Genomic DNA, 12,926 nt, shown 5'->3' on the forward strand with positions numbered 1-12,926 from the left:
TGCTGGGCGGTATCTTCGAGCGCGTGAGCAATGCATCCGTGGAGAACACCAGCCCCTCCGATGGACCGATCGATGTGGATGCCGCCGGCACCGATCCATTCGAGGCCGCTGAGCAGGCGGCCGGCCGAATCGCCGAGCTGACCGGCGTGGCGCGCCATGACATCGCCCTGGTGCTCGGCTCGGGCTGGGGACCCGCCGCCGATGTGCTCGGGGAGACGATGGCGGAGATCGATGCCAGTGAGCTGCCAGGATTCTCCCGTTCCGGGGTGCCCGGCCACTCCGGAACGGTGCGCTCCGTCCGCTACACCGACGCCGACGGCACCGCTCGGAATGCGCTCGTGCTCGGTGCCCGCACCCACTTCTACGAGGGGCGTGGGGTGCGACGGGTGGCACACGGAGTACGCACCGCCGCCGCCGCAGGAGCCCAGGCAGTGGTCCTTACCAATGGCTGCGGCGGGCTCCGCCCGGAATGGGTCCCCGGCACCCCGGTGCTGATCAGCGACCACATCAACCTCACTGCCGCCTCGCCGCTGGAGGGGGCCACCTTCGTGGACCTCACCGATCTCTACTCATCGCGGCTGCGGGAGATCGCCCGTCAGGTCGATCCGAGCCTTGCCGAGGGCGTGTACTGCCAGTTCCGCGGACCTCACTACGAGACACCCGCCGAGGTACAGATGGCGCAGCACATCGGCGGGGACCTGGTGGGGATGTCCACAGCATTGGAGGCCATCGCCGCGCGGCACGTGGGCTTGGAGATCCTCGGCATCTCCCTGGTGACGAACCTGGCCGCGGGGATCTCTGATCGGCCGCTCTCCCATGCCGAGGTGATCGAGGCCGGGCAGGCAGCAGCACCGCGGATCGCCGAGCTGTTGGCGGAAATCGTGCGGCGAGCGATCCGATGAGTGCTGACGACGCGAGCCCTGCGCCGAACGACGACGTCCGCAACCCTGACGTCCACCCGCGCCACCCGCGCCACCCGCGCCGGCCCGATCCCGCTCAGGCTGATATCGACGCCCTCCTGATGCAGGTGCGCACGTGGATCGAGGACGATCCGGACCCGGCCACAGTGGACGAACTGCGCGAGCTGGTGAGCTACGCCGAGGGCGGCGGCGTGGATGAGACCGAGCGCGAGCAGGCGATCGCCGCCTTGGCCGACCGGTTTTCCGGCCCGCTGACATTCGGCACCGCCGGGCTGCGCGGAGCTCTCGGCGCTGGCCCGAACCGGATGAACCGAGCCGTGGTGATTCGTGCTGCCGCCGGGCTGATGCGATACCTGCTGGACGAACTCGCGGGCGAGCCCGCACTGGTGGTGATCGGCTATGACGCCCGGTACGGATCCGAGGCGTTCGCGCGCGACACAGCTGATGTCGTGGCAGCCGCCGGCGGCCGGGCGGTGCTGCTCCCCGGGGCGCTGCCCACTCCCGTGCTGGCGTTCGCGGTCCGTGCCCGTGGCGCCGATGCGGGCGTGATGGTGACGGCCTCGCACAACCCTGCGCAGGACAATGGCTACAAGGTCTATCTCGGTGGGCGCGTGGTCACCGGTGCCGGGCAAGGCGCGCAGATCGTGCCGCCGGCGGACGAGCGGATCGCCGCGGGCATCGCCGCCGTGCCGTCGGTGGCCGAGGTACCGCGGAGTGCGCAGGAGGCCGACCAACGCGGCGGCTCGGTCGAGACGGCGGAGGCCGCGCTCGTGGACGCATACGCCGAGCGCGCCGCCGGACTGGCCTCGCCGGAGGTGTCACCGTCGACGCGGGGTGAGCTACGGATCGTGCTGACGCCGATGCACGGCGTAGGCGGAGCGCTCGCTCAGCGGGTGCTGCACGCGGCGGGTTTCGCCGATGTGCACCTGGTGCCCGAGCAGGCCGAACCGGATCCGGACTTCCCCACCGTGGCATTCCCGAATCCGGAGGAACCAGGTGCGCTGGACCTCGCACTCGCGACGGCCCGGGAGCACCAGGCGGATCTGGTGCTCGCGAACGACCCCGATGCCGACCGATGCGCCGTGGCCGTGCCGGACCCGGACGTGGACGGTGGCTGGCGTCAGCTCACCGGGGACGAGGTGGGCTCGCTCCTCGGCGAGCAATCTGCCCGTCTCCTGCGACCCGCCGCCAACCCTGCCCGCGCCAACCCTGCCCGCGCCAACCCTGCCGACGCCAACCCTGCCGAGGGTGAAGTTGACGTCGATGATCGGGCCATCACCGACGTCAACGTCACCCGGGGTGCCCGTGCAGTGCCGGTGCTGGTGAGTTCCGTCGTCTCGTCGAGGATGCTGGAATCGATCGCGAACGCCCATGGCCTGCATTACCGGGCCACGCTCACCGGATTCAAGTGGATCAGCCGGGTGCCCGGGGCGATCTACGGGTATGAAGAGGCTCTCGGTTACTGCGTGGACCCTGAGGCGGTACGCGACAAGGACGGCATCTCCGCGGCCGTACGGATCGCCGATCTCGCGGCGAGTCTGCGCGCTCAGGGCCGCACGCTGCTCGACGCCCTCGACGATCTGGCCCGCGCCCACGGCGTGCACGCCACCGCCCCGTGGAGCGTGCGCGTTCAGGACCTGCGCGTGATCACCACCACCATGGACCGGCTACGCGAGGCGGGCCCCACCTTGCTGGCAGGCTCCGCCGTCGTGCACTCGATCGACCTGAACCACGGCGGTGGCGAGGCCTACCCCGACCTGCCGGCCACCAATGGCCTGCTCTACCTCACCGAGGCCGGCGACCGGGTGATCGTGCGGCCCAGCGGCACCGAACCCAAGCTGAAGTTCTACCTTGAGGTGATCGAACCGGTCGCCTCGGGCGAGCCAGTGACGGCGGCCCGCACCCGGGCAGCAGGCCGGCTGGTCACGCTCCGGGCCGACATAGCCGCAGCGGCCGGCCTCCCCTGACGTCGCAACCGCACGGCCGTGTGAACCGTGACCGCAGACTCACGCGCCACCGTCGGCCGGGTCACAGTCACTCAGTCGGCCCAACGGCATCTGTTCAGTCGTTCGTTCCCTCGTGCGCTCTGCTGCCGTAGACGCCCGAGGTCAGCAGCGCATAGGACCTGCCGATGATCGACTCCAGGATCGTGAGGTCGATCGCGTCGAGATCGGTGAGGTACAGGCACCCGACGCCCGTACGATGCGGGCCGAGGGCGGCCAGTTCGTCGGCGTACTTCTCGACGCCGTCCATCAGGTAGATGGTCGTGGCACCTTTCCGTGGTGCGAACCCGGCTGCCGCGGCGTCACCTTCACGCCCGCTCTCATACCGGTAGTGATAGCTGCCGAACCCGATGATGGTGCCGTGCAACTCGGGCTGCTGGCCCGTGACCCTCTGCATCAGCTCAAGCAAGGTGCGCGCGTCCCGTTGCCGTGTCGCGGGCGTGACATGGTCGATGTACTCCTCGACGTTCATTGCTGCTCACGCCTTTGCGCTGGGTCCCCCAGCACGACGCGCTGGATCGGGAGTGCCTCTGGATTGTGTTCGCGCAGCCAGGTGGCCAGGTGCTCACGCACGTAACAGCGCAGCGTCCAGTCGGCATCGGTGTTCACGCTGGTCACCAGGGCGCGCACGGTCAACCGGTCCCCGGAGGAGTCCGTGACCAGGATGGAGCGGGCGCGACCGTCCCACAGGCCGCTCTCGTCAACGATCTCCTCGAAGGCAGCGCGCATCCGGGTCAGGTCCACCCGCCAATCGAGCGAGAAGTACACCGTTCCGGTGACGGTATCCCCGGTGCGGCTCCAATTGATGAACGGGGTGGTGGTGAAGTAGGTCGAGGGCAGCACCTTGTGGCGTTCGTCCCAGATGCTCACCACCACGTAGGAGAGCGTGATGTCCTCGATGGTGCTCCAGGTGCCGTCCACCTCCACCACATCGCCGATCCGAATCGCATCGGTGAACGCGAGTTGCAGGCCGGCGAACAGATTGCCCAGGCTCGTCTGCGCGGCGATGCCCAGGACCACGGAGAGTAACCCGGCTGAGGCAAGCACGGCGGCGCCAATCTGCTCCACTCCGGGGAAGGTCAGCAGAACCAGCGCGATGCCGATGATCACGAACGCGACACCCACCACGCGCTGGATCAACCGCATCTGCGTCTCGATCCGGCGGCGGCCGCGGTCGTCGTCGACCTTGCGCTGGACTGCCTCGACCTGCAGGTGCGCGAGCCAGGCCAGCACCACCGTCTCTACCAGCCAGACCGCGGCAACGATCACCGCGATGAGCAGCACATGGAGGCCGATGTCGCGGAAGGTGCCTGCTTCGGCGGTTTGGGAGAAGCTGATCCGCAGCGCGGTAGCCAGCACCAATGCCGTCAGGGGGCGGCGGACACCGCGCCATGCGCGTGCCACGGCAGGCACCCGTCGCCCGATCCGCACGACGACGAGGTTGGCAATGATGACGACGGCGATCACGGCGGCGGCCGACGCGGCCACTGCCACGACCCACCTCAGTACGTGCCAGACTTCCATGTGCCCTTGCTAGCACAGGTTCGGCTCCCGCGCGGACGCGACGTGAGCTCGCACACGTGGCGGCGAGCCATATGCGCGGGCGGCAGGGGCCGGTGCCGCGTGCCTCCTAGACTTCGAGGATGCCGAGCGAACCTGTGACTGCCACATCCGTGCGCGAGGCCGCCCAACGGATCCAGCACGCGGTCAGCCGTACCCCGCTGCAACGGTGGGAGCGGATGAGCGCCGCGACCGGTGCGCAGGTGCTGCTCAAGCGCGAGGATCAGCAGTCGGTGCGCTCGTACAAGGTGCGCGGTGCGTTCAACCTCATGCTGCGTCTGGACGAGCAGGATCGGGCGCGCGGTGTCGTGTGCGCGAGTGCCGGGAACCATGCCCAGGGGGTCGCGAAGGCGTGCCACGAGCTGGGGATTGCCGGGCGGATCTTCGTGCCGCGCACCACACCCAGGCAGAAGCTGAGCCGGATCGCCGAATTGGGCGGGGACCAGGTGACGCTGATTCCGGTGGGTTCCACGTTCGACGAGGCCTCGGCAGCGGCGCGGGAGTTCGCCGCCACGGACGGTGCCGTGCAGGTGCATCCGTTCGATGACGTCCGCACCATCGCCGGTCAGGGCACTGTGGCCAAGGAATTGCATGACCAGCTGGGACATCCGCCGGATGTGGTGGTGGTGCCGGTGGGCGGTGGTGGGCTGATCGCCGGGATGGGTGCGTACCTGGCCGAGGCGTGCCCACAGACGCGCGTGGTGGGTGTCGAGCCCGGTGGCGCCGCGAGCATGGCTGCTGCGTTGGCCGCCGGGGAGCCCGTCTCCCTCACCGATATCGACACCTTCGTCGACGGCGCGGCCGTGCGCCGGGTGGGTGAGGTGCCGTTCGGGGTGGTCTCCGGGTTGGGCCTGCCGATGACGGCGGTGCCCGAGGGGCGTCTGTGCGCCGAGTTGCTCTCGGTCTACCAGACTGAGGGGATCGTGGCTGAGCCGGCAGGAGCGCTGACGTTGGCTGCTGTGGGACCGATGGGATCCGGGGCCGCCGTGGAGGTGCATCCAGGTTCGACGGTGGTGTGTGTGCTTTCGGGCGGGAACAATGACATCTCGCGGTATCCCGAGGTGGAGGAACGCGCCCTGGTATACGCAGGGTTACGGCACTATTTCGTGATCGACCTCCCGCAAGAACCGGGTGCTCTGCGGCGCTTCTTGGACCGGGTGCTCGGCCCGGAGGACGACATCTCGTTGTTCGAGTACACCAAGCGCTCCAACAGGGAGACCGGGCCGGCGTTCGTGGGCCTCACGCTGGGCTCGGCCGACGGCTACCTGCCGTTGCTCGAGCGGATGGATGCGTCACGGCTCACCTATGAGGCCATCTCCCCCGAGTCACCGCTCTTTCGGTTCTTCACCTAAACGCGAGTACGGCGCTTCTCGCCCACCGAGTGAGACGTGGCCGAGATCGGACGCACTCGATGACCCGGCGCTGCGTCAGGACAGGGTCGCGAGTCCGTCCAGGATGAGCTCGAGCCCGAACTCGTACGCACGATCGGCGTCGTAGGCCGAGCCCTGGGTGGCGCCGGCCGTCGAGCCGATCCGGGTGGCCAGAGGATACTGAGCCGGGTCGATCACCTGTGCCAGCAACGGACCGTTCGCGGCCCACCAGTGGGCGTCATCCATCCCGGAGGTGGCCACGGCCTGCGCGGCGCGCCGTGAGGCACGGGCCTGCTCCCGCACGAAGGAAAGCACGAGCGTGCGGGCATGGTCGGTGGACAGATCGTCGAGTCCGAGCGGGATGAAGGCACCCAGCTCCCACTCGTAGGCGGCGATTCCGCCCGGACCGAGCGAGGGCCGGTTCAGTGCCTCCGCGTCTGCCAACCAACGGTGTGCCGAGACCATCGCACGGTGGGTATCGGCCACGATCCGCACCCGCGAGCGCCAGCCCACGTTCCCCCACTCCCGGGCCGGCAGCTCGGCCAGCACGGCATCGACCATGAGAGCCAGTAGTCCCTCCTTGTCCGGAACGTGTGTATATACCGACATCGGAGCAATGCCCACACGTCGGGCGAGAGCGCGCACGGTCAGCGATTCGGCACCGTGCTGATCGGCCAGTTCGATCCCTGCGCGCACCAGGTCGCTCACCGAGCGGGAAGGCGCCGGACCTCGACGGCGGGACGCCGGAACGGACTCGCGCCACAGCAGGGCAAGCAGACGGTCCGGCTCCGGTTCGGGACTCATGGGAATACATTCTGGCACTCGCTCGTTCAATATCTACGTACGCTGTACATAGATAGGAGATCACATGGCGATCACCGCCACCGCCCTGTCCCTGAACGTCGCCGACGAGGCCGCCTCAGCCGCATGGGCCACGCGCCACCTCGGCTTCGCCGAACAGATGTCTGCCGACGGGTTCGTCTCACTGACCCACACCGAGAGCGAGTTGAACCTGGTCTACTTGCGCACCGGTCTGTCCACGTTCAAGCCGAGTTCCGCTGCCGGGCATGCTGACGGCCTGCTAGTGGTGTTCGTGGTGGACGACATTGACGCCGAATACGCGCGCCTGCAGTCCGAGGGCGTCCGGATCGTCACCCCGATCGAGACCGAACCCTGGGGAGAGCGGTATTTCCAGATGGCCGACCCGAATGGGGTCATCTACCAACTGGTGCAGTGGGTAGAGGCGCCTTCCGAAGGCTGATGGCCGACGGCGGCCCTCGCCCAGGGCGAGCACATCTCACCCTGGGCGTAGGGTCACCGGTATGGGGAACCGGGGGATCTATGTGGAGATCCATGTGCAGGCGCCGATGGATCAGGTCTGGAATCTGAGCCAGGATCCTGCGCAGCACTCGCGGTGGGATCTGCGGTTCTCCTCGATCACTCCCACAACCCCCACCGTCGATGGAGCGATGCGCTTCACCTATACCCGTCGCACGCCGTTGCGCACTGTGGCCGGCGATGGGATCAGCATCGGTGAGCACCGCCGCCGGGACGGCACCCGCACCTCGGCGCTGCGCTTCGCCACGACGGACCGCCTCTCTCCGATCCGATCCGGGCGCGGGTACTGGCGTTACGTACCCACCGACACGGGCGTGCGGTTTCTCACTGGATACGACTACGAGCCAGGCTGGGGCCGCCTGCTGGACCGGCTCGTCCGGCCCTTGCTCGGTTGGGCGACGGCCTGGAGCTTCGACCGATTGCGGATCTGGGCCGAACGCGGCGAGGCACCGGAAGAGTGGCCGATCCACAGCGTGCTGTGGTTCTGGCGCCCGGACCGGCCCCGTGCGCGAGAGTGTCTGCGCGCACCACGCGGCGGCCGCCGTCGGGACGATCATTTACGGGCGGCGCCCAGAACTCTCGCCGCACTTCGCAATCCGGAAGGAGACCATTCGTGACGTCGATCTTCGCCCGCGCCATGGGTGCCGAGTTCGACCGACTACACCCGATGATGCAGCGACGCTTCGGTGTGGGCCTGGACTCCGGGCAAGCATGTACGGGGCGCGGGGTGATGTGGGAGGTTCGCCGCGGACCGTGGTGGACGGTGCCGTTCCTTCAAATCGGAAGGCTGCGGAACATCCTGGTGCCGGACGTGGGAACACTGGTGCCCTTCACAGTGGAGAACTACCCCTATCGCGACCCATTCGGCCGCGAGACGGTCACCGTGGTCCGCGAGTACGCGATTGGCGGCAAGCAGCGGCGCTTCGACGCCACGATGACCCTGGCCGACGGCGCCATCGTGGACTACCTCGGCACGCACCAGCACCTCGCAGTGGACCTGGACCTTCATGCCGATGATCGCGGCGGGCTGGTGCTCACCTCGGACGCGCAGCGGTTCTATGCCGGGCCGATCGGGTTCACGTTCCCGATGCTGTTCAGCGGTCGCGCCCGCCTGCGCGAGTGGTATGACGACGACGAGCAGCAGTTCCACATCGACCTGCGGGTGGTGAACTCGGTGTTCGGTTTCCTATTCGGGTACCGCGGCGCCTTCACCTGCGAGTGGACGCCCGCGGACGAGGCGCCGGACCGGCTCAAGCCGGTGCGCCATGAGCGCCGCACGTGAACCGCACAGGTCCCCACGTGCTCCGCGAAGTCACCGCACCTGGTCGGGCGGTGTCATGTCCTCCACGCGGGCGAGGAATGCCCGGGCCGCAGGGCTCGGGTTGAAATCGCTCCAGGCGAGGTATTCGGAGCGCGCCGGTCCATCGACCACGGGGACTGTGGCAAGCCCGGGATCCTCCGGCACGAACCGCGAGGGGAGAAAGGTGATCGCGAGGTTCGCCCGGACCAGGGCCATCATCAAGTCGGTAGCCATCACCTCGAATGCGACGTGGCGCTCCAGGCCAGCCGCTTCGAAGGCGAGATCGCTCTGCGCCCGACCCGGCGTCCCCGAGGGAAAGTCGGCGAAGACCTCACCCACGAGTTCGCTGAGCCGAAGGCACTGAGCGTCCGCCAACGCGTGTTCCCGGGGCAAGACGATCACAAGGCGGTCCGATCCCAGCAGCCGCCATGCCACTCCCTTCGGGTCCTGCCCGTCAGGCAACCCCAGGAAACCGACGTCGATGGTGCTTCGCGCGATCGACGTCTGGAGTACGTCGCTGGCGGCAACCCGCATCGTGATCCCCACCTCGGGGTGTGCGCGATGGAATGCCGCGAGCACCCGGGGCACGTCAATGGCAGTCACGGTGGGGATGACCCCGACGGTCAGTCGACCACGGACCTGTCCGGCAGCCGCCGATGCCTCCGCTGCCGCACGTTCGGCCGCCTCCAGGCTCGCCCGTGCAGCCGGGAGGAAGGCCGCGCCAGCAGGAGTCAGCTCGACCCGCCGACTTGTCCGGGCGAACAGCCGCACGCCCAGTTCCGCTTCCAGCGCCTTCACCTGGTGGCTGAGTGCGGACTGCACCACGAAGCACTTCGCAGCAGCGCGCGTGAAGTTGGACTCTTCGGCGACCGCCACGACGTAGCGGAGTTGCTGCAGTTCCATTGATCTATCTTCTCCATCGATTGATGCGATGACAACCATGTGTTGGACTCATTGGTGATCGGGATCGCACCATGGGTTCGTGACCACCACAACGACGCCCCTCCCAGCCGTGAGCTCGCAAGCGGGATTGATCGCACGGACGGCGCTCGCGCCCGCTGTCTGGGGTACGACCTACCTCGTCACCACCGAGCTACTCCCCGCGGGCCACCCGTTGTTCGCGGCGCTGATGCGCGCCCTTCCGGCTGGACTGCTCGCGCTCGCTCTCACGCGCACGCTGCCCCGCGGCACGTGGCTCTGGAAAGCGGTAGTACTGGGCACGCTCAACATCGGTGCGTTCTTTCCGCTGCTGTTCGTCACCGCCGAGCGCCTGCCCGGGGGCGTGGCGGCCACCCTCGGGGCCATTCAACCGATTCTCGTCACCTTCCTGGTGATCGGTGTGCTCGGCGAACAGCTTTCTCGATGGCGGCTGGGCTGGGGAATCGTCGGCGTTCTTGGCGTCGGCCTGGTGGTCCTCGGCCCGGAAGCGGCACTCGACCCACTCGGGATCCTCGCCGGGATCGCCGGGGCTGCGTCGATGAGCCTGGGCGTCGTGCTCACCAAGCGCTGGGGCCGCCCACCAGGTGTCGGTCCGCTCGCCCTCGCCGGATGGCAGCTCGGCGCGGGCGGCATCGTTCTGCTGGTGCCGACCCTCCTCGTGGAGGGAGTGCCCGCCCAGATCGATGGGCCGGCAGTGGCCGGCTACTTGTGGCTCGGCCTGGTGGGAGGACTGCTCGCATACGGACTCTGGTTTGCGGGAATCCGCCAGCTTCCCGTGACGGCGACCGCCCTGCTGGTGCTGCTCTCTCCTCTGGTCGCGGCGGTACTCGGCGCGCTCCTGATCGGCGAGCGGCTCACCCCGGCCCAGGGGATCGGTTTCGCTCTGGCGCTGGCCGCGATGGTCGCCGGACAGCTCGCACCAGGACAACGTACACCTCACCGACAGACGAAGGACTGATCGTGATCATCGCCGTCTTCGGCGCCACCGGCACTGCCGGTAGCGCCGTCACCTCCGAAGCGCTCTCTCGGGGGCACCACGTCATCGCTGTTTCCCGCACCCCTGGACGGGACTCGGCACAACTCAGCTGGCGGAGCATCGATCTTGACGCAGGGGAGAAGCTCGAGCCGATCCTGGCGCACACCGATGTCGCGGTCCTCACCGTCCGGCCAGATCCGGGTCAGGAACACCGGATCGTGCAGTGGACGTCGACATTCCTTGATGCGGCGGCTGCCACCGAAACGAGGGTCATCGTGATCGGCGGTGCCGCTGCCCTCCGCACTCCCGGCAGCACGCAGACCCTCGTCGCCGACGACCCCGCGTACGTCGCACCGCAGTGGGCATCCGTGGCGCGTGCCAGCCTCGAGCAGTTCCGTGCCTGCGTCCGCCACTCCTCCTCGCGATGGACGTACCTGAGCCCGCCGGCCATCCTGGAACCAGGCCCGGGCGCCGGTACCTATCGCCGAGGTACCACGCGGCTTCTCACCAACGCCGACGGCGTCTCACAGATCACCGCCGGTGACCTCTCGCTCGCCGTGCTCGACGAGGTGGAGAGCCCCCAGGGTGACCAGCACTTCACCGTCTGCGCAGCCGATCCGCCCTAGTGGTGCCCGAATGCACAGCAGGTTCGGCGCGGGATTTCACGCCGAACGGCCAGCACGGCGTAGCGTAGGAGCCATGAGTGAGGCCGGATACGGCGACTTCGAGTTCGAGCGCAAGTTCTTCGTGCGCTCCTTGCCCACCGACCTGTGGGACGAACCTGCGCCGGATGTGATCGTGCAGTCCTACTTCCTCGCCTCCGAGGGGTACGCCCTGCGGGTGCGACTGCAAGCTCCTGCACCCGCAGCGCTGGTGGGCAGGGCTGGCGACCTCGATGCCGGGACCGTCCTGAACGAATTGTCCGGGCAGTGGGAGCTGTGCACTCTGACCGCCAAGGGCCCGGCCGCCGGCGGTACCCGCTACGAGGCCGAGCGGGAGCTTGACCCCATCGTGGCCGAGGAGATGGTGCGCCGCGGTGGTGCGAAGGTGATCAAACTGCGCCATGCGATCTGGCTCGGTGAGGACGGCTGGGTACTGGACCAGTTCCTGGGCACCAATGCGCCCCTGGTGATCGCCGAGTGTGAGCGGGAGAGCCCGGTCACGGACCTGACCATCCCGGCCTTCTGCGCCACGGAGATCTCCGATGACGCCCGCTTCGCCAACGAGCAGCTGGCCGCCCGCCCGTACTCGGCGTGGTCGCGTCAGTTCAAGAGCGAGCTGGCTACCAGCGGCCCCCGTTACCTGCAAACGTTCGGGCCCAACACCTCCGGCCACTGACCCTCACCGGGGCACGTTGGCGGGCATTCGCGGCCTGATCTCCGGCCACCACCTTGCCGACACGACCCTGCCCTCTGCCCGGGGTGCCACGTCTACACTCGAGAGCATGACTGCGATGTCCCCTGCGCCCCCTACCGAGCCGGTGCGCTCAACCAGTCCGGTGCGCTCGAGCAGCGGCGGCACCCACCCGGCCGCCCGCACGGCGGACCAGGTCGCGGCAGACGCGAGCGCCGTCGTCGGATCAGCCGATCTCAGCAACGGTGCCCTGCGCACGTTCCTCCACGGCCTTCCGGGCGTGGACAAGGTCGGCCTGGATGCTCGTGCGGCCACTCTCGGGACCCGGTCGATCAAGACGACCGCCAAGGCATGGGCGTTGGACACGATCATCTCGATGATCGACCTGACCACCCTCGAAGGTGCCGACACCCCCGGCCGGGTGCGCTCCCTCGTCGCCAAGGCACGCACCCCCGAACCGGCCGATCCCAGCTGCCCCCGGCCGGCCGCCGTCTGCGTGTACGGGGACATGGTGACTGTGGCCAAGGAGGCCCTGGGGTCGTCCTCGGGAATCAACGTCGCCGCCGTGGCGACGGCGTTCCCCGCCGGGCGAGCGGGCCGCACCGCCCGGATCGCCGACACCACCGACGCCGTGAAGGCCGGCGCCGAGGAAATCGACATGGTGATCGACCGCGGCGCGTTCCTTTCTGGCCACTACCGGAAGGTGTTCGACGACATCGTCGCCGTCCGGGAGATCTGCCAGCAGCGCACCGGTGAGCCAGCGCACCTGAAGGTGATCCTGGAGACCGGCGAACTCGCCACCTACGACAATGTGCGCCGCGCCTCCTGGCTGTCGATGCTGGCCGGAGCTGACTTCATCAAGACCTCGACCGGGAAGGTCTCCCCCGCCGCCACCCTGCCAGTGACAGTGCTCATGCTGGAGGCGGTGCGAGACTTCCTCGCGGCCACCGGCGTCCACGTAGGAGTCAAGCCGGCCGGTGGGATCCGTACCTCGAAGGATGCGATCAAGTACCTGGTGGCCGTGAACGAAGTGGCCGGGGAAGCCTGGCTGGAGCCGGAGTTCTTCCGGTTCGGCGCCTCATCCCTGCTCAATGACGTGCTGCTGCAGCGGCAGAAGCTCAGTACGGGCGCCTACTCCGGCCCCGACTATGTGACGATCGACTAGAA

Annotated in this window: 14 protein-coding genes; 10 read left to right on the plus strand and 4 right to left on the minus strand. The window is 68.4% G+C overall.

The window, feature by feature from the left end; genetic code table 11:
- Positions 1 to 38 precede the first annotated feature (38 nt).
- Together LQF10_RS14225 and LQF10_RS14230 are read left to right on the plus strand one after the other, a co-directional pair.
- The gene (locus LQF10_RS14225) at positions 39 to 902 is read left to right on the plus strand and encodes a purine-nucleoside phosphorylase (RefSeq protein ID WP_494338041.1); all 864 of its coding nucleotides are present in this window, start codon (positions 39 to 41) and stop codon (positions 900 to 902) included.
- A gap of 119 nt (positions 903 to 1,021) precedes the next feature.
- On the plus strand, positions 1,022 to 2,887 hold the full coding sequence (locus LQF10_RS14230; protein ID WP_231067355.1) for a phospho-sugar mutase: 1,866 nt from the start codon (positions 1,022 to 1,024) through the stop codon (positions 2,885 to 2,887).
- A 94-nt stretch (positions 2,888 to 2,981) separates the two neighbouring features.
- On the opposite strand, the gene LQF10_RS14235 is transcribed toward LQF10_RS14230, so the two are convergent.
- Complete coding sequence (locus LQF10_RS14235) at positions 2,982 to 3,395, minus strand: DUF1801 domain-containing protein (RefSeq protein ID WP_231064486.1); 414 nt, start codon at positions 3,393 to 3,395, stop codon at positions 2,982 to 2,984.
- Positions 3,392 to 4,447 carry a mechanosensitive ion channel family protein gene (locus tag LQF10_RS14240; RefSeq protein WP_231064487.1) on the minus strand — a complete coding sequence of 352 codons (1,056 nt, stop codon included), beginning with the start codon at positions 4,445 to 4,447 and terminating at the stop codon, positions 3,392 to 3,394. The genes LQF10_RS14235 and LQF10_RS14240 overlap by 4 nt, the downstream gene beginning before the upstream one ends.
- 119 nt (positions 4,448 to 4,566) lie before the next feature.
- On the opposite strand from LQF10_RS14240, the gene ilvA reads away from it, so the two are divergent.
- Positions 4,567 to 5,835 (plus strand): threonine ammonia-lyase IlvA, encoded by a 1,269-nt coding sequence (ilvA, locus tag LQF10_RS14245; protein WP_231064488.1) that lies wholly within the window; start codon positions 4,567 to 4,569, stop codon positions 5,833 to 5,835.
- 75 nt (positions 5,836 to 5,910) lie between these two features.
- Here ilvA and LQF10_RS14250 read toward each other — a convergent pair whose 3' ends face one another.
- Positions 5,911 to 6,657, minus strand: coding sequence for a TetR/AcrR family transcriptional regulator (locus tag LQF10_RS14250; protein WP_231064489.1), 747 nt, complete (start codon positions 6,655 to 6,657; stop codon positions 5,911 to 5,913).
- A 64-nt stretch (positions 6,658 to 6,721) separates the two neighbouring features.
- Between LQF10_RS14250 and LQF10_RS14255 the strand changes: the two genes are divergently transcribed.
- The 3 genes from LQF10_RS14255 (at position 6,722) to LQF10_RS14265 (ending at position 8,473) form a co-directional block, all read left to right on the plus strand.
- On the plus strand, positions 6,722 to 7,114 hold the full coding sequence (locus LQF10_RS14255) for a VOC family protein (RefSeq protein ID WP_231064490.1): 393 nt from the start codon (positions 6,722 to 6,724) through the stop codon (positions 7,112 to 7,114).
- 61 nt (positions 7,115 to 7,175) lie between these two features.
- Entirely contained in the window at positions 7,176 to 7,808 is a 633-nt protein-coding gene (locus LQF10_RS14260; RefSeq protein ID WP_231064491.1) for an SRPBCC family protein, read from the plus strand.
- Positions 7,805 to 8,473, plus strand: coding sequence for a DUF4166 domain-containing protein (locus LQF10_RS14265; protein ID WP_231064492.1), 669 nt, complete (start codon positions 7,805 to 7,807; stop codon positions 8,471 to 8,473). The genes LQF10_RS14260 and LQF10_RS14265 overlap by 4 nt, the downstream gene beginning before the upstream one ends.
- 30 nt (positions 8,474 to 8,503) lie before the next feature.
- Here the strand turns inward: LQF10_RS14265 and LQF10_RS14270 are convergent, their stop codons facing one another.
- Positions 8,504 to 9,394: a LysR substrate-binding domain-containing protein gene (locus LQF10_RS14270; RefSeq protein WP_231064493.1), complete on the minus strand. Its 891-nt coding sequence runs from the start codon at positions 9,392 to 9,394 to the stop codon at positions 8,504 to 8,506.
- 79 nt (positions 9,395 to 9,473) lie between these two features.
- Here LQF10_RS14270 and LQF10_RS14275 point away from each other — a divergent pair, with 79 nt between their 5' ends.
- The 4 genes from LQF10_RS14275 (at position 9,474) to deoC (ending at position 12,924) form a co-directional block, all read left to right on the plus strand.
- Positions 9,474 to 10,388, plus strand: a complete 915-nt coding sequence (locus tag LQF10_RS14275) for an EamA family transporter (RefSeq protein WP_231064494.1) — start codon at positions 9,474 to 9,476, stop codon at positions 10,386 to 10,388.
- A 2-nt stretch (positions 10,389 to 10,390) separates the two neighbouring features.
- Positions 10,391 to 11,032, plus strand: coding sequence for an NAD(P)-dependent oxidoreductase (locus LQF10_RS14280; RefSeq protein ID WP_231064495.1), 642 nt, complete (start codon positions 10,391 to 10,393; stop codon positions 11,030 to 11,032).
- A gap of 73 nt (positions 11,033 to 11,105) precedes the next feature.
- A complete protein-coding gene (locus LQF10_RS14285; RefSeq protein ID WP_231064496.1) occupies positions 11,106 to 11,744 on the plus strand; it encodes a CYTH domain-containing protein in 639 nt (212 codons plus the stop codon).
- Positions 11,745 to 11,850: 106 nt separating this feature from the next.
- Positions 11,851 to 12,924 (plus strand): deoxyribose-phosphate aldolase, encoded by a 1,074-nt coding sequence (gene deoC, locus LQF10_RS14290; RefSeq protein ID WP_231064497.1) that lies wholly within the window; start codon positions 11,851 to 11,853, stop codon positions 12,922 to 12,924.
- Positions 12,925 to 12,926 lie beyond the last annotated feature (2 nt).

The organism is Ruania halotolerans (assembly GCF_021049285.1).
Classification (GTDB): domain Bacteria; phylum Actinomycetota; class Actinomycetes; order Actinomycetales; family Beutenbergiaceae; genus Ruania; species Ruania halotolerans.

What these genes read in the sequence shown, in the direction of transcription:
- LQF10_RS14250 (WP_231064489.1), bottom strand. Translation starts at nt 6,657, where the DNA reads ATGAGTCCCGAACCGGAGCCGGACCGTCTGCTTGCCCTGCTGTGGCGC.
- LQF10_RS14230 (WP_231067355.1), top strand. Translation starts at nt 1,022, where the DNA reads ATGCAGGTGCGCACGTGGATCGAGGACGATCCGGACCCGGCCACAGTG.
- LQF10_RS14235 (WP_231064486.1), bottom strand. Translation starts at nt 3,395, where the DNA reads ATGAACGTCGAGGAGTACATCGACCATGTCACGCCCGCGACACGGCAA.
- ilvA (WP_231064488.1), top strand. Translation starts at nt 4,567, where the DNA reads ATGCCGAGCGAACCTGTGACTGCCACATCCGTGCGCGAGGCCGCCCAA.
- LQF10_RS14260 (WP_231064491.1), top strand. Translation starts at nt 7,176, where the DNA reads ATGGGGAACCGGGGGATCTATGTGGAGATCCATGTGCAGGCGCCGATG.
- LQF10_RS14285 (WP_231064496.1), top strand. Translation starts at nt 11,106, where the DNA reads ATGAGTGAGGCCGGATACGGCGACTTCGAGTTCGAGCGCAAGTTCTTC.
- LQF10_RS14255 (WP_231064490.1), top strand. Translation starts at nt 6,722, where the DNA reads ATGGCGATCACCGCCACCGCCCTGTCCCTGAACGTCGCCGACGAGGCC.
- deoC (WP_231064497.1), top strand. Translation starts at nt 11,851, where the DNA reads ATGACTGCGATGTCCCCTGCGCCCCCTACCGAGCCGGTGCGCTCAACC.
- LQF10_RS14270 (WP_231064493.1), bottom strand. Translation starts at nt 9,394, where the DNA reads ATGGAACTGCAGCAACTCCGCTACGTCGTGGCGGTCGCCGAAGAGTCC.
- LQF10_RS14240 (WP_231064487.1), bottom strand. Translation starts at nt 4,447, where the DNA reads ATGGAAGTCTGGCACGTACTGAGGTGGGTCGTGGCAGTGGCCGCGTCG.